At 64.8% G+C, this 22406-nt stretch carries 20 protein-coding genes; 9 read left to right on the top strand and 11 right to left on the bottom strand.

Annotated features, from left to right (window positions below; translation table 11 throughout):
- The 5 genes from AC3WRN_RS03380 to AC3WRN_RS03360 form a co-directional block, all read right to left on the bottom strand.
- A partial coding sequence (locus AC3WRN_RS03380) for a DUF4214 domain-containing protein (RefSeq protein ID WP_492621886.1) occupies window positions 1-1145 on the bottom strand: 1145 nt, incomplete at its 3' end.
- A 91-nt stretch (window positions 1146-1236) separates the two neighbouring features.
- Window positions 1237-2532, bottom strand: coding sequence for an ABC transporter ATP-binding protein (locus AC3WRN_RS03375; RefSeq protein ID WP_492621885.1), 1296 nt, complete (start codon window positions 2530-2532; stop codon window positions 1237-1239).
- Window positions 2529-3362, bottom strand: a complete 834-nt coding sequence (locus tag AC3WRN_RS03370; protein ID WP_492621884.1) for an ABC transporter permease — start codon at window positions 3360-3362, stop codon at window positions 2529-2531. Before AC3WRN_RS03370 ends, AC3WRN_RS03375 begins: the two co-directional genes overlap by 4 nt.
- Window positions 3334-4755, bottom strand: a complete 1422-nt coding sequence (locus AC3WRN_RS03365; protein WP_492621883.1) for a glycosyltransferase family 4 protein — start codon at window positions 4753-4755, stop codon at window positions 3334-3336. The genes AC3WRN_RS03370 and AC3WRN_RS03365 overlap by 29 nt, the downstream gene beginning before the upstream one ends.
- Window positions 4756-4806: 51 nt before the next feature.
- On the bottom strand, window positions 4807-5973 hold the full coding sequence (locus AC3WRN_RS03360; protein WP_492621882.1) for a trans-sulfuration enzyme family protein: 1167 nt from the start codon (window positions 5971-5973) through the stop codon (window positions 4807-4809).
- Between the two features lie 274 nt (window positions 5974-6247).
- On the opposite strand from AC3WRN_RS03360, the gene rfbB reads away from it, so the two are divergent.
- The 6 genes from rfbB to AC3WRN_RS03330 all read left to right on the top strand — a co-directional run bounded on the left by rfbB (window position 6248) and on the right by AC3WRN_RS03330 (window position 12808).
- Window positions 6248-7318: a dTDP-glucose 4,6-dehydratase gene (gene rfbB, locus AC3WRN_RS03355; protein WP_492621881.1), complete on the top strand. Its 1071-nt coding sequence runs from the start codon at window positions 6248-6250 to the stop codon at window positions 7316-7318.
- On the top strand, window positions 7315-8199 hold the full coding sequence (rfbA, locus tag AC3WRN_RS03350; protein ID WP_492621880.1) for a glucose-1-phosphate thymidylyltransferase RfbA: 885 nt from the start codon (window positions 7315-7317) through the stop codon (window positions 8197-8199). Before rfbB ends, rfbA begins: the two co-directional genes overlap by 4 nt.
- A complete protein-coding gene (gene rfbC, locus AC3WRN_RS03345) occupies window positions 8196-8753 on the top strand; it encodes a dTDP-4-dehydrorhamnose 3,5-epimerase (RefSeq protein WP_492621879.1) in 558 nt (185 codons plus the stop codon). Before rfbA ends, rfbC begins: the two co-directional genes overlap by 4 nt.
- A gap of 143 nt (window positions 8754-8896) precedes the next feature.
- Window positions 8897-9832, top strand: coding sequence for a dTDP-4-dehydrorhamnose reductase (gene rfbD, locus AC3WRN_RS03340; protein ID WP_492621878.1), 936 nt, complete (start codon window positions 8897-8899; stop codon window positions 9830-9832).
- Window positions 9833-9848: 16 nt separating this feature from the next.
- Window positions 9849-11261 (top strand): mannose-1-phosphate guanylyltransferase/mannose-6-phosphate isomerase, encoded by a 1413-nt coding sequence (locus tag AC3WRN_RS03335; protein ID WP_068095170.1) that lies wholly within the window; start codon window positions 9849-9851, stop codon window positions 11259-11261.
- A gap of 413 nt (window positions 11262-11674) precedes the next feature.
- On the top strand, window positions 11675-12808 hold the full coding sequence (locus AC3WRN_RS03330) for a Fic family protein (protein WP_492621877.1): 1134 nt from the start codon (window positions 11675-11677) through the stop codon (window positions 12806-12808).
- 143 nt (window positions 12809-12951) lie between these two features.
- On the opposite strand, the gene glmS is transcribed toward AC3WRN_RS03330, so the two are convergent.
- The 5 genes from glmS to AC3WRN_RS03305 all read right to left on the bottom strand — a co-directional run bounded on the left by glmS (window position 12952) and on the right by AC3WRN_RS03305 (window position 18229).
- Window positions 12952-14781 carry a glutamine--fructose-6-phosphate transaminase (isomerizing) gene (gene glmS / locus AC3WRN_RS03325; protein WP_492621876.1) on the bottom strand — a complete coding sequence of 610 codons (1830 nt, stop codon included), beginning with the start codon at window positions 14779-14781 and terminating at the stop codon, window positions 12952-12954.
- A 133-nt stretch (window positions 14782-14914) separates the two neighbouring features.
- Window positions 14915-16285 carry a pyridoxal-phosphate dependent enzyme gene (locus tag AC3WRN_RS03320; RefSeq protein ID WP_492621875.1) on the bottom strand — a complete coding sequence of 457 codons (1371 nt, stop codon included), beginning with the start codon at window positions 16283-16285 and terminating at the stop codon, window positions 14915-14917.
- A gap of 160 nt (window positions 16286-16445) precedes the next feature.
- On the bottom strand, window positions 16446-16673 hold the full coding sequence (locus AC3WRN_RS03315; protein WP_068095161.1) for an HP1242/YdcH family protein: 228 nt from the start codon (window positions 16671-16673) through the stop codon (window positions 16446-16448).
- Window positions 16674-17036: 363 nt separating this feature from the next.
- Window positions 17037-17678: a hypothetical protein gene (locus tag AC3WRN_RS03310; RefSeq protein WP_492621874.1), complete on the bottom strand. Its 642-nt coding sequence runs from the start codon at window positions 17676-17678 to the stop codon at window positions 17037-17039.
- A complete protein-coding gene (locus tag AC3WRN_RS03305; RefSeq protein ID WP_492621873.1) occupies window positions 17675-18229 on the bottom strand; it encodes a DUF4398 domain-containing protein in 555 nt (184 codons plus the stop codon). The genes AC3WRN_RS03310 and AC3WRN_RS03305 overlap by 4 nt, the downstream gene beginning before the upstream one ends.
- 84 nt (window positions 18230-18313) lie before the next feature.
- Here AC3WRN_RS03305 and AC3WRN_RS03300 point away from each other — a divergent pair, with 84 nt between their 5' ends.
- Window positions 18314-19426 (top strand): PilT/PilU family type 4a pilus ATPase, encoded by a 1113-nt coding sequence (locus tag AC3WRN_RS03300; protein ID WP_492621872.1) that lies wholly within the window; start codon window positions 18314-18316, stop codon window positions 19424-19426.
- Between the two features lie 89 nt (window positions 19427-19515).
- On the opposite strand, the gene maiA is transcribed toward AC3WRN_RS03300, so the two are convergent.
- Window positions 19516-20190 (bottom strand): maleylacetoacetate isomerase, encoded by a 675-nt coding sequence (gene maiA, locus AC3WRN_RS03295; protein WP_492621871.1) that lies wholly within the window; start codon window positions 20188-20190, stop codon window positions 19516-19518.
- 192 nt (window positions 20191-20382) lie between these two features.
- On the opposite strand from maiA, the gene AC3WRN_RS03290 reads away from it, so the two are divergent.
- Together AC3WRN_RS03290 and AC3WRN_RS03285 are read left to right on the top strand one after the other, a co-directional pair.
- Entirely contained in the window at window positions 20383-21552 is a 1170-nt protein-coding gene (locus AC3WRN_RS03290; protein ID WP_492621870.1) for a phosphoglycerate kinase, read from the top strand.
- The gene (locus AC3WRN_RS03285; RefSeq protein WP_492621869.1) at window positions 21552-22190 is read left to right on the top strand and encodes an HAD hydrolase-like protein; all 639 of its coding nucleotides are present in this window, start codon (window positions 21552-21554) and stop codon (window positions 22188-22190) included. The genes AC3WRN_RS03290 and AC3WRN_RS03285 overlap by 1 nt, the downstream gene beginning before the upstream one ends.
- Window positions 22191-22406: the final 216 nt, after the last annotated feature.

Raw genomic sequence — 22406 nt, 5'->3', positions numbered from 1 at the left:
TCGCCATCGCGCAGCTCACGCTCCGCCTTGTGCGCGCGAAACTCGTCGGCCAAGCTGGCCGTGACCGAGCCTTGCTCACCCAGCTGCCGAAGCATGTCGCCATCGCGCAGCTCACGCTCCGCCTTGTGCGCGCGAAACTCGTCGGCCAAGCTGGCCGTGACCGAGCCTTGCTCGCCCAACTGCTGGAGCATGTTGCGATCGTGCTTTTCGCGCTCCGCTTTATAAGCACGAAGCTCATCATCTCGAGTTTCGACGATCATCTGCAGCGAATCGGCACGGACAGCGATCTCTCGCAGATCTTCCGCTCTGGCCGTGATTGACTGCAGCAGTTCGGCACGCACGAGGCCTACGGCGTTGTCAACATCGACAAAACGCCCTTCGACGGCTTCATCGACACGGTTCAGCAATCGCCCAATGCTCTGACTCTCTCGTGCAGCGGCATTCTCCATTGCCTGCAGTTGCATGGCCAAACGAGGGAGCCGAACGACCGCCATGGCGAAGGCCAAGACACGGCCAATGACCGGCAAATGACGCCATCGATGCAACTTGTACGGCAGCAGGAGCCCGTCTACATGGACACCGCGCTGCATACCTTCATCTGAGAAGCGGATCAACCCAAGGATCTCGACCTTGCTCAGGTGCCCAGCACGTAACGCTGCCAGGAAGTGTTCACGACCGGCCACATCTGCCGGCCTTCGTAGAATTATCTGATAGGCCGTATCAATGAAGTCCGCATCGGCAAATTGCAGCAAATCCTTGAGAACATACTCTCGACTGACTGGGAGCCGGGGCAAGGATGACTCCCACCGCGGCAATTCACCATTGCCCGCGGGATCACCCATCACGGCGCCAGACGCCCCCTGCGTAGACTCTCCGCGACGACGCCTAACCTCCTTCTGCACACGCAGCATGATCTCCTCCAAACTCAATTCAGGAGGCAATGAAAGAGGAGCGCGCGCGGGTTCAATGGACTGAATACTCTCATGGGCATCCGTATCTGCCTGCTTTTGTTCGTGTGCGGGGCTGCCCTGAGCGTCCTCTCGCAAACGCTGCATAATTTCTTCCAAGCTCAATTCCTGAGCGAGCGAAAAAAGCGAATTCGGATCCTCGGACGGATGAGTACCCTTGCGACCACTGGAGTTCATCTTTTGATTTTTCCCGCGTATGTAATGTCTACTTGAATGGCTGAATGCTGCCGTGGCGCCACCCTCCCCCCCGGGTCACCATACCGTGCAGCTACACGCCGGTTACCACTGAGTCCGACGTCGTGTGCAACCCTTTGCCTCTACTCAATTGGAATTGCCGCAACTCAGAAGACAGCGTCAGTCGCGGAGGTATCCATATCATGCCTACAAACTGCGCGCGCTGAGTATTGGCAACAGTAAAAACAAGAGCCAGATCCCGCCACTCGTAATTATCCACAAGATGGGTCTCGGTGCTTGACAACGCTACCGACACGGAATAACTGCCGGCACCAAGGTTCATGGGGAAGCTGGCGCGAAGTTCAAACACGTCACCGCTGGATGCGTCTTCGATGACTTGGTCCGAGTAGAACGTGTTGGTGCCAAAAACTGCCTGCCCAAGGCGGTCACGAATCATGTATCCGATGACCAGCCTCGCCAGCCTCGCCTGAACTCGGACGCGAATGACCAGATCCGTCAAATCGCCGACTCCTACGAACTCTACCGAGTTTCCGTAACGATCCTCGAGCCAAACCCGCTCCACCGTAGCTTCACCTGTACCGGACACCGTCACCGTGGAGCCATCGTGCACATGCGACTGCCGGACCGTACTATTTTCCTTCTCGGCGATCATCGCGTTGTAGAGGTCGAGTACCTCCTGTGGCGTACCATCAGCGACCAAACGCCCCTTATCGATCATGACGGCCCGATCGCAAAGCGATTGCACGGCGCTCTTGTCGTGCGAAACAATTAACAGCGTAGTGCCCGCCTCGCGAAATTCCCGGATCCGCTTGAAGCACTTGTGCACGAAATACGCATCGCCCACCGCAAGCGCTTCGTCGACAATAAGAATCTCCGGTCGCGCTGCAGTAGCCAGACTGAAGGCTACGCGCATCTGCATACCGCTCGAATAGGTTCTCAACGGCTCGTCAAAATAGGCGCCAATTTCTGCAAATGCCTCCATCTCCGGCACCAGGCGTTGTATCTCGGTACGCGAAAAACCCATCAAGCCGGCGGTATGCGTGACGTTCTGGCGGCCAGTGAGGTCGGGATCAAATCCCATGCCGAGCTCAAGAATTGCCGCGATTCTCCCGCCAGCGCGCACCGCCCCCTCGGTGACACCAAGCGTCCCTGTAATCATCTTGAGCAGCGTGCTCTTGCCAGCACCGTTTTGACCGACGATTCCCACGGCTTCGCCCTTGCGGACGACGAAACTGATATTCCGCAATACCCAGTGCTCACGAACCTTGGGAGATCGCCAGCCAAACCAGCTGCCGAATCGACGCCATTCGCTCCCGTATTCCCGAAACGACTTTCCAACATTGTCGATGTGCAGAACGACAGCGCTCATAACACGTCCGCCATATCTGGAGAGGCCTTGCGGAAAAGGAATAGCGATATCAGCAACAGCAAAACGGTAACCACGACAAGCGGCAAGAGTGCAGCCATATCCGGACTACGGCCATAAGCAAGTACGCTCTGATAGTCGCTCACGATCCAATACATGGGATTCAGGAACATCACTTCACGAAACTTCGGCGGAACGATCGAAGGTGTGTAGACAACAGGTGTCAGCCAAAACCAGAGCTGCAGCACAATGTTCATGAATTGGGCGACGTCGCGTACAAACACGTTAAGAACGCCAAGCAAAAGCCCAAAACCGATCGCAAAGCTGATCGTTACCAGAATAAGAACGGGCATCCACCACAACGCTACCGTCGGCACATGACCGAGCAGCACAAAAACAATGACCGTCACCAAAAACAGAAGCACGTTGTTAACCAGCGCAGATCCTACGGTCACTATAGGGAGGCACACGCGAGGGAATACAACCTTCTTCAACATGCTGCCGTTATCAACAAAGATCGTGAGTGAACGCGTCACAACCTCGTTGAACAGAGACCATCCCATCATGCCTGCAAGAAGATAGATGGAATAGGCATAGGGGCTATCGATGCCGGGCAACTTCGCTGTCATGATGCGAGATAGCACCAACGAGTAGATCGCGACCTGTGCCAACGGTTGCAGAATCATCCAGGCAGCGCCGAGCTTGCTACGTGCAAAGCGCGATCGCAAATCGTTTTTGATCGACGACACGATAAAATGCCGATAGTGCCAGATGGCGAGAAACATTTCTTTCATGATTTGGGGCTCAGATGGCGGCGCATGGTAGATCTCCATGATCAATTTTATTTTTATGATTATCGCCGACTTCATGTTTCGTATCAGAGTCGCGCTGATGGCATATCTGGCGCAACCGGCTGATGGCTATCTGGCTGCATCGTGCGCGCGAATGAAGGGTGCGCATATCGGTAGCCGCACGCACGCCGAGAGCCGTCGCATACGCCGGTTCGTCAACAAGCCGTCGCATGTGGCGCGCCGCATCATTAATATCAGGAGCAGCCCAATACTGCCCCTCGCCATGCATGTAGTCCCCGGGCTTGACCTCGATCATGATGTAATCCACTAGACAGCTATTGTCAGGAGTCATGAATTCCACATTCCCGGAATAAGCCGTACCAATCACCGGTTTGCCAAGGTACATCGATTCGGCAAGTCCAAGGCCAAAACCCTCGGACCGATGCAGGGAAACATAAGCATCTGCGCTAGCCATCAGTGCAATCATTTGCTGGCGAGAAATAAATCCATCCTGAATCAGGATTCGTGGATCTTTCAATACGTATTCGATAAGTTCATAGAATTGGCTCTGAAATATGTCGCCATTGATGGATTTGAGCACCAGGCGTACATCTTTGCGATCTACCGGAAACGCGCTTCGAAACGCATCAATAACTGCAACGGGATTTTTTCGCTCGATATATGAATGAAAATCAAAACTAAATAAAAATGTGAACGCAGGTTGGTCGCGCTTATCGCCCAACATGCTCCCGACTCCGAGTTCGTCAATCTCCACTACCATCGGAATAAGGATCACGGGCTTCGCTGTGACTTGAGAAAATGCCTTTTGCACGAATTGAGACGAAACCCAGATTTCGTCGACAAGATCGATGGCAGCTATCCATTCGTCAGGCACCCGTTCAAGTTCCCAGAACCAGTATCCGATCCGATAATGATCGGAGCGGGAACCGAGACCCTGCAGAGCAGCGTTCAGCTGATCGGGGTTAACGAAATAGAGATCGATATCGAACTTGGCGTCGGTACTGACATCGATGGCAAGCGAAGTGTCGATATTGCGATCAGGCGCGAGTACGTTTGCATCAATCAGCGTGAATGGAAAACATGCCGCTGAAAGTGCCCGCGCAAATGAGCGCACGTTTTCGGCCAAGCCCAGACCGCCACGTACGTAACCAATCAGGTTGACGCCACTACCGTTGCAAGGAGTCGCCCTTTCCAGGGAAATATCTTGAAGTTTGCTAACTGGGCTGGGTTGGGGCGATGGCGCTGGAGTCCACGGCGTCCCGGCCGCCACACTGACGAGAGATTTCTTGACACGCACTTTCAAAGCGATAGGCAAACGTGCGACAAGCCAATCCAGCGGAGCGATCGAGCGCCCACTGGCAATCAAGTGCAGCAAGGTCAGCGCTGCCCGACGTAGAGAACCTGACAATGCCATCTCTCCCTCATTGCCACCAGGCTTTCGCTAACGCGCCGTGATCAATCAGCCTCATGCCAGAGCCATACTGAGTTCATTCTGCAAATCTTGAACGTCCTCCACCCCGACCGACAGCCGCACCAGTCCGTCGCTGATCCCCAGCCGCTTGCGGTTGGCCGCTGGCACCGAGGCGTGAGTCATGATCGCCGGGTGCTCGATCAGGCTCTCGACGCCGCCGAGCGATTCGGCCAGTGCGAACAGTTCGCAGCGCTCCAGCATGCGCCTGGCCTTCTTCAGGCCGCCCTTCACCTCGACCGTGACGATGCCGCCGAAGCCGTGCATCTGGCGTTTCGCCAGCGCGTGCTGCGGGTGGCTCTTCAGGCCTGGGTAGATCACCCGCTCGACCGCCGGGTGTTTCTGCAGCCACGTCGCCAGCTCCAGCGCACTGGCGCAGTGCTGGCGCATGCGCAGGTGCAGGGTCTTCAGGCCGCGCATGGCGAGGAACGCATCGAACGGGCCGGCCACGGCGCCCACCGAGTTCTGCAGGAAGCCCATCGGCCCGGCCAGCTCCTGGCTGCCGGCGACCACGATGCCGCCGACCATGTCGGAGTGGCCGTTGATGTACTTGGTGGCCGAATGCAGCACCAGGTCGGCGCCGAATTCCAGCGGCCGCTGGATCATCGGTGAGCAGAACGTGTTGTCGACCACCAGGATCAGGCCGTGCTTCTTCGCGAACGCGGCGACCTTGGCCAGGTCGACCAGCTTCAGCATCGGGTTGGTCGGCGTTTCCGCCCAGATCATCCGCGTGTTCGGCTGCAATGCCGCCTTCAGCGCCGCCATGTCGTTAAGGTCGATGAAGCTGAAGTCCAGCCCGGCCGAGCGCCGGCGCACCTTCTCGAACAGGCGGTAGGTGCCGCCGTAGAGGTCGTCCATCGCGATCACGTGGCTGCCCGAATCGAGCAGATCGAGCACCGTCGCCGCGGCGGCCAGGCCGGAGGCGAACGCGAAGCCGGCCACGCCGCCCTCCAGGTCCGCCACGCAACGTTCGTAAGCCATGCGCGTAGGATTTTGCGTGCGCGAGTACTCGTAGCCCTTGTGCTTGCCCGGGCTCTCCTGCACGTAGGTCGAGGTGGCGTAGATCGGCGTCATGATGGCGCCGGTGCTGGGATCGGGATGCTGGCCGGCGTGGATCGCGCGGGTGCCCATTCCCTGTTCACTGCGTTGCTTGCCGCTTTTCATCGCTCTGTTTCTCCCGACCCGCCGAACGGATCGCCTGGGTGACGATCAAGCCCGTGATTCTAGCCGTTAAGCGGCAACTATCGGGTATACGGGCGAGGATGGCGTTCATCCCAAAGTGAGCAAACTGTCGGTTTTCCAGCATCCTTCTCGCTTCGACACCTTCACGAACACGGCCGGCGCTTGGTCATCGCGTCCGGAACCGGCATCATTTGTTGCCCACCCGGCGCTTGAACCGCCCTGCAGACCCGCTCGGCTGAAACCTTAGGACATCTTGATGAACGAATCATCCACGAGGAGCAAGACCCTGCTGGTCACCGGCGGGGCCGGCTTCATCGGCGCCAATTTCGTGCTGCAGGCGGTGGCCGACGGCCTGCGGGTCGTCAACCTGGACAAGCTCACCTATGCCGGCAACCCGGACACGCTGGCCTCGTTGCAGGGCAACGAGCGGCATGTGTTCGTGCACGGCGACATCGGCGACCGCGCGCTGGTGGCCAGGCTGCTGGCCGAACACCGGCCTGACGCGATCGTCAATTTCGCCGCCGAATCGCACGTCGACCGCTCGATCGACGGGCCCGCCGAGTTCGTGCAGACCAACGTGGTGGGCACGCTGGGCCTGCTGGAAGGCGCCCGCGATTACTGGCGCGGCCTGGAAGGCGGCGCCCGCAAGGCGTTCCGCTTCCTGCACGTGTCCACCGACGAGGTGTACGGCTCGCTCGGCGCCGACGGCAAGTTCACCGAGACCACGCCGTACGCGCCGAACTCGCCGTACTCGGCCTCGAAGGCTGCCTCCGACCACCTGGTGCGCGCGTTCCACCATACCTACGGCCTGCCGGTACTGACCACCAACTGCTCGAACAACTACGGGCCGTACCAGTTCCCGGAAAAGCTCATTCCGCTGGTGATCCAGAAGGCGCTGGCCGGCGAAGCGCTGCCGGTCTACGGCGACGGCAAAAACATCCGCGACTGGCTGTTCGTGGGCGACCACTGCAGCGCGATCCGCCGCGTGCTGGACGCCGGCCGGGTGGGCGAGACCTACAACGTGGGCGGCAATGCCGAGCGCGAGAACATCGCCGTGGTGAAGACCATCTGCGCCCTGCTCGATGGGCGCCGGCCGACGGCCGACGGCCGCCCGCGCGAGTCGCTGATCACCTACGTGAGGGACCGCCCCGGCCACGACCGCCGCTATGCGATCGATTCGTCCAAACTACAGCGCGAGTTGGGCTGGCAACCTTCGCAGACGTTCGAGAGCGGCATCGCCGCCACGGTGGACTGGTATCTCGACCACCAGCCGTGGGTGCAACGCGTGCTCGACGGCAGCTACCGCATGGAGAGGCTGGGCGCATGACCACCAAGGGCATCATCCTCGCCGGCGGCTCCGGCACCCGGCTGCACCCGATCACCCGCGCGATCAGCAAGCAGCTGCTCCCGGTGTACGACAAGCCGATGATCTACTACCCGCTGGCCGCGCTGATGCTGGCCGGCATCCGCGAGGTGCTGGTGATCAACACCCCGCACGAGCAGTCGATGTTCCAGCGCCTGCTCGGCGACGGCTCGCAGTGGGGCATCGACATCCGGTATGCAGTGCAGCCTTCGCCCGACGGGCTGGCGCAGGCGTTCACCATCGGCCGCGACTTCGTCGACGGCAAGCCGAGCTGCCTGGTGCTGGGCGACAACATCTTCTACGGCCACGGTTTCACCGAGCGCCTCAGGCGCGCCGCCGCGCGCGAGCGCGGCGCCACGGTGTTCGGCTACTGGGTAAAGGATCCGGAGCGCTACGGCGTGGCCGAATTCGACGACGCCGGCAAGGTGATCGGGCTGGAGGAAAAGCCGGCCCAGCCGAAGTCGCATTACGCCGTCACCGGCCTGTACTTCTACGACGCCCGCGTGTGCGACTACGCCGCGTCGCTGAAGCCCTCGCCGCGCGGCGAGCTGGAGATCACCGACCTCAACCGCTGCTACCTCGACGACGACTCGCTGCACCTGGAGCAGCTCGGCCGCGGCTTCGCCTGGCTCGACACCGGCACCCACGAGTCGCTGATGGAAGCGGGCAACTACATCGAGACGATCGAGAACCGGCAGGGCCTCAAGGTGTGCTGCCCGGAGGAGATCGCCTACCTCAACGGCTGGATCGACACCGAGCAATTGCTGGCGCTGGCCGCGCCGCTGGCCAAGACCGGCTACGGCCAGTACCTGCAACAGCTGACCCGGCATGGCCACGTGCGATGAAAGTGATCGAGATCGCGCTGCCCGGCGCCCTGATCATCGAACCGCAGGTGTTCGGCGATGCCCGCGGCTTCTTCTACGAGAGCTACAACAAGGCCAGATGGATCGAGGCGGGCATCGACGTCAACTTCGTGCAATCCAACGTCTCGCGCTCGGCCAGCGGCGTGCTGCGCGGCCTGCACTACCAGTGGCCGAACCCGCAAAGCAAACTGGTCAGCGTGCTCGAGGGCGAGGTCTACGACGTGGCGGTGGATATCCGTCGCGGCTCGCCCACGTTCGGGCAATCCGTCGGCGTGATGCTCACCGCCGACAACCACCGCCACTTCTGGGTGCCGGAAGGTTTCGCGCACGGCTTCTGCGTGTTGTCCGAGTTCGCCACCTTCACCTACCAGTGCACCGCGCTGTACGACCCGAAGACCGATGCCGGCATCCGCTGGAACGACGCCGCGCTGGGCATCGACTGGCCGCTGAGCGAACCGCTGCTGTCGGACAAGGACGGCAAGACGCCGTTGCTCGAGGATGTTCCACCCGAGCGGCTGCCGGTGTACGCAGCCTAGGCTTTTTTTGATCGTCATCCCTGCGAAGGCAGGGATCCAGCGACTGCTGTCTGGCCATGTCAGGACACTGGATGACCAGCCCTTCGGCTGTTGAAAAGCTCTTCCCGCTTGCGCGGGGGATGACGATAATGGTGGAGGTGGACATGAAGACCCTATTGCTCGGCGCCAACGGCCAGCTCGGCCGCACGTTTCTTGATCAGGGTGGCCTGGCTGCGCGCGGCGAGTTGATCGTCGCCAGTCGCGATGGTGTGGTGACTGCTGGTGGCCACGGCGAGATCGCCGACCTGTCGATCCCCGAGTCGCTGCCCGTCCTGCTCGACCGCGTGCGGCCGGACGTGATCGTCAATGCCGCCGCGTACACCGCGGTCGACCGCGCGGAGCAGGAAGAGGCGTTGGCCACTCGCGTCAACGGCGAGGCGGTCGGCGTGCTCGGCCGCTGGGCGGCGGCGCATGGCGCGCTGGTGATCCACTACTCCACCGACTACGTGTTCGACGGCAGGCAATCGCAGCCGTACGCCGTCGACACACCGACCTCCCCGCTCGGCGCCTACGGCCGCAGCAAGCTGGCCGGCGAACAGGCGCTGCGCGACAGCGGCGCCGACCACCTGACGTTGCGCACTGCATGGGTCTACGCCGCGCACGGCCACAACTTCCTGCGCACCATGCTGCGCCTGGGCGCCGAACGCGACGAACTGCGCGTGGTCGCCGACCAGCACGGCGCGCCCACCGACACCATGCTGATCGTGGAAGCCAGCCTCGCCGCGCTCGACCGCTGGCTCCAGGCCGACGCCGCGCAACGGCGCGCACTGGCCGGCACCCACCATCTGGTCGCCAGCGGCGCCACGACCTGGCATGGCTTCGCCAGCGCGATCGTCGAACAGGCCGCGGCGCTCGGCCTGCTGGCGCGCGCTCCCCGCGTGGTCGCGATCGGCAGCGCTGAATTTCCTACCCATGCCGTGCGCCCCGCGTGGTCATTGCTGGATAATGCCGAGTTCCAGCGGCACTTCGCTTTTCCACTCCCCGATTGGCGGCAAGGCTTGCACAAAACCATGCAAGAGCTCATCACATCAACCAACTGAAACAGGACAAGGACCCATGTTGATTCCCCTCATCCTCAGCGGCGGCAGCGGTACGCGCCTGTGGCCGGTCTCGCGCAAGAACCTGCCCAAGCAGTTCCTGGAACTGGCCGGAAAGGGCACGCTGTTCCAGCAGGCCATCGCACGTACCCGGCAGTTGCCCGATGTGGCCGTGCCGATCGTGGTGGCCAGCGAGGACCATCGCTTCCTCGCTGCCGACCAGCTGCTGGAAGGGGATATCAAGGGCGCCACCATCGTGCTGGAGCCGCTGGCCCGCAACACCGCGCCGGCGATCGCGTTGGGTGCATTGCAAGCACTGCAACGCGATGCGGATGCCGTGCTCCTGGTACTGCCTGCTGATCATCTGATCGGTGACACGGCCGCGTTTGTCGAGGCCGTGAAACAAGCCATGCCGCTGGCTGAACAAGGCTGGCTTGTGACGTTTGGCATCCGCCCGGATCGCCCGGACACCGGCTTCGGCTATATCCGTCGCGCGGAAACCGTGGATGCCCATGGTTATCGCGTCGAGCAGTTCGTCGAGAAACCCGACCTGGCCACGGCCGAGTCGTACCTCGCCGACGGCGGCTACGACTGGAACTCCGGCATGTTCCTGTTCAAGGCCGCGCGCTACCTGGAGGAACTGGCCGCGCACGCGCCGGCGATGCTGGCGGCGGTGCGCGAGGCGTACGCGAAAGCCACCACCGATCTCGACTTCGTGCGCATCGACCGCGACGCGTTCGCGCTGGTGCCGGACGACTCGATCGACTACGCGGTGATGGAGAAGACCCGGCGCGCGGCGGTGATCCCGGTCAGCTGCGCGTGGAGCGACATCGGCTCGTGGTCGGCGCTGTGGCTGACCGGCGGCAAGGACGCCGACGGCAACCTGCGCGAGGGCGACACCATGGCGGTGGACACGCACAACTCGCTGCTGCGCTCGCACGAGCGCCACCTGCTCGCCACCGTCGGTGTCGACGACCTGATCGTGGTGACCACGCCGGACGCCACCCTGGTGGCGCACCGCGATGCCGCGCAGGACGTGAAGAAGATCGTCGAGCGGCTGAAGGCCGCCGGCCGCAGCGAACACTCGCTGCACCGCGTGGTGTACCGGCCGTGGGGCAGCTACGACTCGCTGGAGGAAGGCGAGCGCTTCCAGGTCAAGCGCATCGTGGTCAAGCCCGGCGCAGCCCTGAGCCTGCAGAAGCACCACCACCGCGCCGAGCACTGGATCGTGGTCTCCGGCACCGCCGAGGTCACCTGCGACGACAAGGTGTTCCTGCTCGGCGAAAACCAGAGCACGTATATCCCGCTCGGCAGCAAGCACCGCCTGCGCAATCCCGGCAAGGTCGCGCTGGAACTGATCGAGGTGCAGTCCGGCAGCTACCTCGGCGAAGACGACATCGTGCGTTACGACGACGTCTACGGGCGCGCCTGACGCTTGCCCGGGCCCCGCTTCCGCCCGTACACCGCGAGCAGGCCTGCTTGTCGCGGCTAGCCCCTTGCGGCTCGCCGAGGCGCCGCGAGGTTTTCCCGAAGTGTCCCACGGCATGTCCCAAGATCTGCCAAGATCAAGCACAACCTTTTGATTTGGCAATAATTTCATCGATGAGGAGTGCTCAGCTGGGTTCTGCTGCCCGACGGTGCCGACGAACCCTTGAACATGCTTTGTCGTCAAGATTTGGCGATATGCTGCAATCAAGTTCCGTTGTCGATTCCGGGATAACGGCAAGCAGGCTCGCTTTTCATGGAGCCGCCAATTTTGACGACAAGCACTTTGTGCGCGATTCATGAACAACAACGATGCTTGTTGTTAATCATGGTGAATATGTGTATGGCAATTGAGATACCATGCAACACATGAATCTCGACACCAGCCAAGCCGTCCACTGCCACGTCGGGCAATTTCCACCGGGAGGGTTGGATTACGGCCGCCTGATGCCGGACTTGTTGGGGGCCACGGCGGCGCTGGCGCGCTACGACCAGATGCTCCACGGACTGCACAACAGCGAGCTGTTCGTGGCGCCGATGAGAGGCCAGGAAGCCGTAGTGTCCTCGCGCATGGAGGGCACCATCAGCACACTGGACGAAATCCTGCTGCTGGAGGCGGAATTCGGCGACGACGACGAGAGCGCCGCCCGGGGGTTTCGCTCCGACGCCATCGAGACGGCCCTGTACCGGCGTGCGCTGAACACCGCCCAGCACCGGATGGAACAGGGCCAGGCTCTGTCGGAATCGCTGTTGAAGAGCATCCACCGCCAGTTGCTGTCCTTCGGGCGTGGAGCCGCCAAATCACCGGGCGCCTACAAACGCGAACAGAACTACATCGGTGAGCGCGGCAGCCGCAAGGTGAGCTTCGTACCCATCGCGCCGGAACATCTGCCCGGCGGCATGGAGGCGCTGTTTCGCCTGATCAACGACGAGACCGTGCCGGTGCTGTTGCGCGCGGCGCTGGCACATGCCGAGTTCGAGGCGCTGCATCCCTTCGAGGACGGCAACGGGCGCGTCGGCCGTATGCTGATCACCCTGATGCTGTGGCAAGGCGGGGCGATCGCTGCGCCGCATTTCTACATCAGCCGTTACTTCGAGGACCACAAGGACGAATACCTGGATCGGCTGCGCCGGGTGTCCTCGGATAACGACTGGGAAGGATGGTGCCAGTTCTTCCTGGCCGCGGTGGAGCAGCAGGCCGTCTCCAACCTGGAAGCCGCGCAGACGATCGGTGATTTCTATGCGGAAATGAAACCCCGTTTCGCCGAGTTGCTCGCGTCCAAGTACGCGGTGGCGGCGCTGGACTACCTGTTCACCCATCCGGTGTTCAGCAATAGCCGCTTCACCCGCAACGCCGGCATCCCGCCGCAGACAGCGGCGCGGTTCAGCCGAGTGCTGCTGCAGGAAGGATTGCTGCAGGTAGTGCGCGAAGCGGCCGGGCGGCGTTCCGCCATGTACCGCTTCGAACCACTGATGCAGCGCGTGCGGGTATGAACGCCTGTTCGTGACCTCCAGGCGCCACGCGCCTGGAGCTGTTTGGACTCGAGCCATGGAAGAACAAAGGCGCCGGCTTCGAGAACCCGGCGCCCAACCGGGACAGAGTCAGACTTGACGGCCAGTCAGGCGGTGCGCCGCACCTATTCCACCGTCACTGACTTGGCCAGGTTGCGCGGCTGGTCGACGTCGGTGCCGCGCAGCACGGCGACGTGGTAGGCCAGCAGCTGCAGCGGTACGGTGAACACGGCGGGGGCGATGAAGGAGCCGCCCGATTCGACGCGGAGCATGGCGCCGTGGCCGGCCATGTCGTCCATGCCGGCGGCGCCGTCGGCGAACACGATCAGGCGGCCGCCGCGAGCACGCACTTCCTGCAGGTTGGATTTCAGCTTGTCCAGCAGCGGGCCGTTCGGCGCCACCGCGATCACCGGCATGTTCTCGTCGACCAGGGCCAGCGGGCCGTGCTTGAGTTCGCCGGCGGCATACGCTTCGGCGTGGATGTAGGAGATTTCCTTGAGCTTCAGCGCGCCCTCCATCGCCACCGGATACTGCACGCCGCGGCCGAGGAACAGCGCGTGCTGGCGGTGGATGAAGTCGGCCGCCAGCACGATGATCGCCGGCTCCAGCTGCAACGCGTTCTCGACCGCCCGCGGCAGGTGCTGCAACTCGGCGCACAGCGCCGCGTAGCGGTCGTCGGCCAGGCCGTTGCGGCGGGCCAGCTCCAGCGTCAGCAGGGCCAGGCCGGCCAGCTGGGTGGTGAAGGCCTTGGTCGAGGCCACGCCGATCTCGGGGCCGGCGCGGGTCATCAGCTTCAGGTCGGCCTCGCGCACCACCGAGGATTCGGGCACGTTGCAGATCGCCAGCGTGCCGAGGTAGCCGCGCCGGCGCGACTCGCGCATCGCCGCCAGGGTGTCGGCGGTTTCGCCGGACTGCGAGATGGCCACGAACAAGGTGCCTTCGGGCACCACCGTCTCGCGGTAACGGTATTCGCTGGCCACCTCCACGCTGACCGGCAGGCGCGCGTATTCCTCAATCCAGTACTTCGCGACCAGGCCGGCGTGGTAGCTGGTGCCGCAGGCGATGATGTGCAGGCCGCGGACCTTGCGCAGCAGGGCGTCGCTGTCGATGCCGAAGATGTTCGGCAGCACGCCGTGCGCCCCGAGGCGCGCCTCCAGCGTGTCGGCGATGGCGCGCGGCTGCTCGAAGATCTCCTTCTGCATGTAGTGGCGGTACTCGCCGCGCTCGACCGCGTCGGTGGACAGCTCGCTCTCGTGCACCGGGCGCACCACCGGCGTGCCGTCGAGGGCGAACACCTGCACGCTGTCGCGGGTGATCTCGACCACGTCGTTCTCGTCGAGGTGCAGCATCTTGTTGGTGACCTGGATCAGCGCCTGCGCGTCGGAGCCGAGGAAATTCTCGCCGATGCCCAGGCCGACCAGCAGCGGCGCGCCGCGGCGCGCGCCGACCACGCGGCCGGGCTCGTCGCTGCTGATCACCGCGATCGCATAGGCGCCCTCCAGCTCGCGCACGGTGGCCAGCACCGCCTCGCGCAGGCGCATGCCCTGGCCGAGGTGGCGGTCGATCAGCACGGCCATCACCTCGGTGTCGGTCTCGGAGGTGAACACGTAGCCGCCGGCCTGCAGTTCGGCGCGCAGGCTGGCGTAGTTCTCGATGATGCCGTTGTGCACGATCGCCACGCGGCCGGCGATGTGCGGATGCGCGTTCGCCTCGCTCGGCACGCCGTGGGTGGCCCAGCGGGTATGCGCGATGCCGGTGCCGCCGGGCAGCGGGTCGGCCAGGTACAGCGCCTCCATCTCGCGCACCTTGCCCTTGGCGCGCACGCGGCGGATCGCGCCATGGTCGAGCACGGCCACGCCGGAGGAGTCATAGCCGCGGTATTCGAGCGCCTTCAGGCCGGCAATCAGCAGCGGGGCGACATCACGCTGGGCAACGGCAGCAACGATTCCACACATCGACAGGGCTTCCCTTGGGTGGTTGCGCGGCCCGCGGCCGCACCTGGATGGCCATCTTGGGCGAGCCGCATTGCGGCAGGCTTTCACGCACCGGGCCGGCACGGCCGGACCGGTACGGACCGGATCGGAACGCTTAGTCCACCTTGCGGCGCAAATAGTTCAACAGGTCGATGCGGGTGATCAGGCCGAGGAAGTCGTCGCCGTCGACCACGATCGCCACGTGGCCGCGCTCGAACACCGGCAGCAACGACTCGATCGGGGAGCGCACGTCGAGCTTCTGCAGGCTGGTGATCATCGCGGTCGACACCGGATCGCGGAAGCGCGTCTCGTCGGCGTGCACGTGCATCAGCACGTCGGATTCGTCGACGATGCCCACCAGCTTGCGCCCGTCCATCACCGGCAGCTGCGACACGTCGTACAGCTTCATGCGGTTGTAGGCGGTGACCAGCAGCTCGTTCGGGCCGACCACCACCGTGTCGCGCTGGGCGAACGGGCGCAGCAGCAGGTCGCGCAGGTCGCCGTGCCGCTCGCGCTCGATGAAGCCGTTGTCGAGCATCCAGTAGTCGTTGTACAGCTTGGACAGGTACTTGTTGCCGGTGTCGCAGACCAGGGTGACCACGCGCTTCGGCGCGGCCTGCTCGCGGCAGTAGCGCAGCGCCGCGGCGACCAGGGTGCCGGTGGACGAGCCGCCCAGCACGCCCTCCTTCGCCAGCAGCTCGCGCGCGGTGAGGAAGCTCTCCTTGTCAGGGATCGCATAGGCCTTCTTCACCCGGGTGAAGTCGCTGATCGAAGGCAGGAAATCCTCGCCGATGCCCTCGACCATCCAGCTGGCGGACTTGGTCGAGAGCGTGCCCTCGTTGATGTACTGCGCCAGGATCGAGCCGACCGGATCGGCCAGCACGAACTCGGTTTGCGGCGAGTGCCCGGCGAAGAACTTCGACAGGCCGCTCAGCGTGCCGGACGAACCGCAGCCGACCACGATCGCGTCGACCTTGCCGTCCATCTGCTCGAGGATCTCCGGGCCGGTGGTGGCGATGTGCGCGGCCGGGTTGTCCGGGTTGCCGAACTGGTTGATGAAGTACGCGCCGGGCGTCTCGCGGGCGATCCGCTCGGCCATGTCCTGGTAGTACTCGGGGTGGCCCTTGGCCACGTCGGAGCGGGTCAGCACCACCTCGGCGCCCATCGCCTTGAGGTTGAAGATCTTCTCACGGCTCATCTTGTCCGGCACCACCAGGATCAGCCGGTAGCCCTTCTGCTGCGCGACCAGGGCCAGCCCCAGGCCGGTGTTGCCGGCGGTGCCCTCGACCAGGATGTCGCCCGGGCGGATGCGGCCGTCCTTCTCGGCGCCCTCGATCATCGACAGGCCGATGCGGTCCTTGATCGAGCCGCCGGGGTTGGTGCTCTCCAGCTTGAGGAACAGCTCGCACGACCCGGTATCCAGGCGCTGCGCGCGCACCATCGGGGTACGTCCGATCAGTTCGAGGACACTCTGGTGGACCGTCATGGGGGCTCCGTCGCTGGAAGGGCAGCCGGGCGAGGCCGCGGCTGCGGGATCGCCATGATAACCGCTCGGCCCGGCCGCCCGCCGCAAACGCGGCGGCCCCGGCACCCTTCCCGATACACGGGGGAAAGGCCCGGGGCCGCGCTCACGTGAAACTGCAGGCTCAGTGGATGAGATGCGCCCGATCCGCCCACATGCGTTCGAGTCGCGCCTTGGCCAGCAGCTTCTCCTTCTTCATGCTGGCGAGGGTGACATCGTCGATGGGAAGCACGCCGATGTCGGCATCGTGCACCTTGCTGTCGAGTTCGCGGTGATGCTGGTAGAGCCGCCGGAATTCGGCGTCGGCCTTCATCAATGCCTCGACATCATCACGCTGCTGGTTTTCAAACATGATCCGACCTCCTCGCGAGTTGGCATGCGGATGCGACAGGAGGCATCCGCAGACGTTGAATGCATGCACGCACCCACGCCCCGCGCCGGCCTGCCGGAACGCGGGTGACGCATGGAAACGTGGAATAAGCGCATGATTCGGGTCAGTGGCCCACGCGGCCTGGATGCCCCGTGGGACTTCGACCCTACTCTCCCGATCAGGGGGGTGCAAGCCTGGCGGAGAGGCTTCGCGAAACGCCAGGGTTTCGGGTGAAACAGCTGTCAAAACAGCCTTTTACGTTTAACTAACCGAGACCCGGGCAGGCCGCTGCCGAGCGCGGGCACGGGCGCGGCGGGGCGCCACAGCGCCCCGCCGGGATCATGGTCAAGGATGCTTTTTCGAGGCGTCCGGGGCCGCTGCGGCGGGCTGGTCGCCTTCGCCCATCTGCGAACGCATCGCCTTGGCCGCCTGGGCGGCCAGCTCGGCCTGCTGTTTGGCCGCCTTGGCCACCTTGCTCTGCGCCGCCGCCAGCTTCTTCGCCCGCTCGGCCTCGGCGCGCGCCTGTTCGGCCGCCTGCGAGTATTCCTGACCCTGCGCCTGCAGCCGCGCCGCCTCCTCCTGGGCCAACTGGTACTGCAAGCGCTGGCGCTCCAGCTCGCGCCGGGCCAGCTCGGTCTCGCGCCGGCTGTTGTCGAGCATGATCTGGTCGCGCTCGCGGTCGAGCTGGGTCAGCTTGACCTGGGCATCCTGCAACTGCGCGGCGGTCTTGGCCAGGTCGACCCGGCGCTCGGCCAGGTACAGCGCGTGCGGGCGCTCGCGCGAACCGGCCTGGGCCAGCCGGTTGATCGCGTCGCGGGCGCGGGCCTGCTCGGCTTGCGCGTAGCGGCCCAGGCTGGGGTCGTTGGCGAGCTGGTCGAGGCCGCCGCTCAGCCGGGCGATGTCGATGTCGTCCTTGCGGGCGTGCGCCGAGCCGGCGGCCGCCAGGGCCAGCACGATCGCGGCCAGGGTGAAGGTGGGGCGCTTCATGGCTGGCCTCCCTGGGCATTGGAAGCGGGCTGCTGGCCGGTCTCCGGCACGGTCTGGAAACCGGCACCGGCCGGCGCGGACAGCACGGTCGAGGCCGGTGCCGGCATGTCCTGGGTGGGCAGCGGAGCGGACGGCGCCGGTGCCGGCGCGTTGTCACGCTGGTCCAGTTGCTCGCCTTCCCGGCGCAGGCGGGTGTTCTCCTGCACCTTGCTCTGGATCTGCGCCCGCGCCGCACCCAGCCGGGCCTTGGCCTGGGCCAGCTCGGCGTCGGCGCGCGACTCCTCGGCCAGGCTGGCCGCATCGGCGTACTTGCGTTCGGCCATGGCCGTCTGCGCCTGCTGGAACTTGTCCTGCGCAAATCCCAGGTCGACCGGGGCGTAGTCGGCCGCCCCCGCATCGCGGGCCATCTGCAGCTGCGACTGCGCCATGTTCATCGAATCGTTCGGCGGCGGCACCGATGCGCAGCCGGCCAGCGCCAGGGTAAGGGCCGCCATCGCCATGGCCGTACGGATACGGCGTGGGGAGCCGGCCGGCAGGGAAAAGATGTACATCACATTCCTCGTGGTATGTCGCAGCGTATTGTGGGCGGGCATAATCCGACATTGCAACGCGCTTTGCGCAAACAGGGGTTATTCGTGGATATCGGCTACTTCCTCAAGCTTATGGTAGACAAGGGCGCGTCGGACATGTTCCTGTCCACCGGCGCCCCGGTGAATATCAAGGTCGAGGGCAAGCTGTATCCGCTGGGCAATACCGGCCTGCCCGGCGGCATGGTCAAGAAGATCGCCTATTCGCTGATGGACGAGGGCCAGGTGCCGCAGTTCGAGCGCGACCTGGAGCTGAACATGGCGCTGGCGGTGAAGGAAGCCGGCCGTTTCCGCATCAACGTGTTCAAGCAGCGCGGCGAAGTGGGCATGGTGATCCGCGCGATCAAGAGCGAGATCCCCAGCATCGAGCAGCTGCAGCTGCCCGGCATCTTCCGCGACCTGATCATGGAGCCGCGCGGCCTGATCCTGGTGGTGGGCGCCACCGGCTCGGGCAAGTCGACCACGCTGGCGGCGATGCTCGACCAGCGCAATTCCAACTCGCCCGGCCACATCCTCACCATCGAGGATCCGATCGAGTACCTGCACCGGCACAAGAAGTCGATCGTCAACCAGCGCGAGGTGGGGCTGGACACGCACAGTTACCACGAGGCGCTGAAGAACGCGATGCGCGAGGCGCCGGACGTGATCATGATCGGCGAGATCCGCGACACCGACACCATGGAGGCGGCGATCGCGTTCTCCGAGACCGGCCACCTGTGCCTGGCCACGCTGCACTCGAACAACGCCGACCAGACGCTGGAGCGCATCCTCAACTTCTTCCCCGAGTCGGCGCACAAGAACGTGCTGATGAACCTGGCGCTGAACCTGCGCGCGGTGATCAGCCAGCGCCTGGTGCTCGGCAAGGACGGCCGCCGCATCCCGGCCGCCGAGGTGCTGCTGAACACCCCGCTGATCCGCGACATGATCCGCCGCGGCCAGATCCACGAGATCAAGGAAGCGATGGACCGCAGCCTGCAGGAAGGCATGCAGACCTTCGACCAGTCGCTGTACCGGCTGTACAAGGAAGGCCGCGTGGAGCTGGAGGAAGCGCTCAACAAGTCCGACTCGCGCGACGGCCTGGCGTTGAAGATCCGCCTCGCCGAAGGCGGCAACAGCGACGAGGAACTGGCCGGCAACGACCCGTACGGGATGGGCTTCTGAGAACCAGGGAGTGAGTGAAGAGGAGTGAGGAATGAGAGACGGCACAACCCGCCTCACCCTGCTCTCTCTCGCCTCTCACTCCTCTTCACTCACTTCTCGCCTTGCGGCGCGTCCGCCTGTACCTCCGGCGCCGCCCGCCGGAACGCCTCCAGCTCGCTGCAGGCCTGGTGGATGCGCCGGATCGTCGGATAGCCGTCCAGCGGCAATTTCCAGCGCAGCGCGTTGTAGACCTGCGGAACCAGGCAGGCGTCGGCCATGCCCGGCGCCTCGCCGTGGCAGTAGCGGCCGGTGGCCGCGTTGTCGGCCAGCATCGCCTCGATCGCCCTGAAACCCTCGCTGATCCAGTGCCGCGACCACTCGGCGCGCTGCTCCTCGCTGGCGCCGAACTGCGCTTCCAGCTGCTGCAGCACGCGCAGGTTGCCCAGCGGATGGATGTCGCAGGCCACCGCCTGCGCCAGTGCCCGCACGCGGGCACGCCCGCGCGCATCGACCGGCAGCAGGGCCGTTTCCAGCTCCGGATGGATCTCGTCGAGATACTCCATGATCGCCAGCGACTGGGTGATCGCGCGATCGCCGTCGAGCAGGCAGGGCACCAGTTCCTGCGGATTGAGCGCGCGGTAATCCGGTGCGTGCTGCCCGCCGCCATCGCGCACCAGGTGCACCGGGCGCGTCTCGTAGTCCAGCCCCTTGAGGTTCAACGCGATGCGCACGCGGTACGCGGCACTGGAGCGCCAGTAGCCGTAAAGCACCAACCCGGTAGCCATAGCCGTCCCTCTCCCGCGCGCATGGACAGCCCGCAGTTTAGCCACAGTGGCGGGCCGCGCGCATGGCCGGCCGGCCTGCGGCATCCCGCCACGGTTTGCATCGGCTCCCCACGCACCGGACAATAAGCGGTTGACGCCCATTCGGGCCTGCTTTCCACCCTTCACCGGAGTTCCGCCGTGGCAGTCATCCGCATGAGTGACCTCGATTTGCGCAGCCAGCGCGTGCTGATCCGCGAAGACCTGAACGTGCCGATCGACGACCACGGCCAGATCACCTCGACCCAGCGCCTCGACGCCGCCCTGCCCACGATCCGGGCCGCCCGCGACGCCGGCGCGAAGGTGATGGTGATGTCGCACCTGGGCCGGCCGAAGGAAGGCCGGTTCGACGCCGAATCCTCGCTGGCGCCGGTAGCGCTGTGGCTGAGCGCCAGGCTGCACCAGCCGGTGCGGCTGGTGGCCGACTACCTGGCCGGCGGCGTCGAGGTGGCGCCGGGCGAGGTGGTGCTGCTGGAAAACTGCCGCATGAACGTCGGCGAAGGCAAGGACGACGATGCGCTGGCCAGGAAGTACGCCGCGCTGTGCGACATCTTCGTGATGGACGCGTTCGGCACCGCGCACCGCGCCCAGGCCTCCACCCATGGCGTGATCAAGTACGCCCCGGTCGCCGCCGCCGGCCCGCTGCTGTGCGCCGAGCTGGACGCGCTGGGCAAGGCGCTGGAACACCCGGCGCACCCGCTGCTGGCGATCGTGGCCGGCTCCAAGGTCTCCACCAAGCTGACCCTGCTGGACAACCTGATCGGCAAGGTCGACCAGCTGATCGTGGGCGGCGGCATCGCCAACACCTTCATCGCCGCGCTGGGCCATTCGGTGGGCAATTCGCTGGTCGAGCCGGACCTGATCGACGCCGCGAAGAAGGTGCTGGCCGACGCCAAACGCCGCGGCGCCGAGGTGCCGATGCCGGTCGACGTGGTGGTGGCGCCGGCGTTCTCCGCGCAGGCCCCGGCCACGATCAAGCCGGTCGACCAAGTCAGCGAGGACGAGATGATCCTCGACATCGGCCCGCAGACCGCCGAAATCTACGCGGCCCTGATCGCCAAGGCCGGCACCGTGGTGTGGAACGGCCCGGTCGGCGTGTTCGAGTTCGACGCGTTCGGCAAGGGCACCGAGACGCTGGCGCGGGCGATCGCCGCGTCGAAGGCGTTCTCGATCGCCGGCGGCGGCGACACCCTGGCCGCGGTCGACAAGTACGGCATCGCCGACCAGGTCTCCTACATCTCCACCGGCGGCGGCGCGTTCCTGGAGTTCCTCGAAGGCAAGGAGCTGCCCGCGGTGGCCGCGCTGAAGGCGCGGGCCGCGAAGTAATGCTCTGCCTGTTCGACCTCGACGGCACCCTGATCGATTCCGAGCACGGCATCACCGCCTGCGTGAGGCATGCGCTGGCGCGGCTGGACGTGCCGGCACCGGCGCACGAGGAGCTGCGCCGCTGGATCGGCCCGCCGCTGCGGCACAGTTTCGCGCCGTTGCTGGACCACGATGCCGAACGCATCGAGGCGGCGGTGGCGTACTACCACGAGCGCTTCGACACGCACGGCTGGCGCGAGCACGCGATCTATCCGGGCATCGAGGCGCTGATCGGGCGGCTGCGCGGCGCCGGCCACCAGCTCGCCGTGGTCACCAGCAAGCCGCACCGCCACGCCGCCCCGATCATCGCCCACTTGCCGTTCGGCGACGCGTTCCTGCGCCTGTACGGCCCGCATCCGGGCAGCGCCCACAGCGAGAAGGCTGCGATGATCGGCGAGGCACTGGCCGACTTCGGCGCCGACCCGGCCGACACGGTGATGATCGGCGACCGCCACTTCGACATCGACGGCGCCGTGGCCAACCGGGTGCGCGGCTTCGGCGTGCTGTGGGGTTTCGGCGGCCGCGCGGAGCTGGAACAGGCCGGCGCCCATGCCATCGCCGCTACGCCGGACGATCTGGCCGCCCTGCTGCTCGCCTGATCCGTTTCGTCATTTCCTGTAGGAGCCCGCTGGCGGGCGATGCTTTTCTGGCCTCTCGCCAGGAGCATCGCCCGCCAGCGGGCTCCTACCCGGGTGGGTGTGAGCTCAGCGGATAACGCGCTTCGCCGCGTCGACCACGTGCGCGACGGTGAAGCCGAAGTGCTCGAACAGCTGCGGCGCGGGGGCGGAGGCGCCGAACGTGGTCATGCCGACCAC

The organism is Rhodanobacter sp. FW101-FHT13A11 (assembly GCF_058790335.1).
This window is presented reverse-complemented; position numbering and strand designations above follow the sequence as displayed.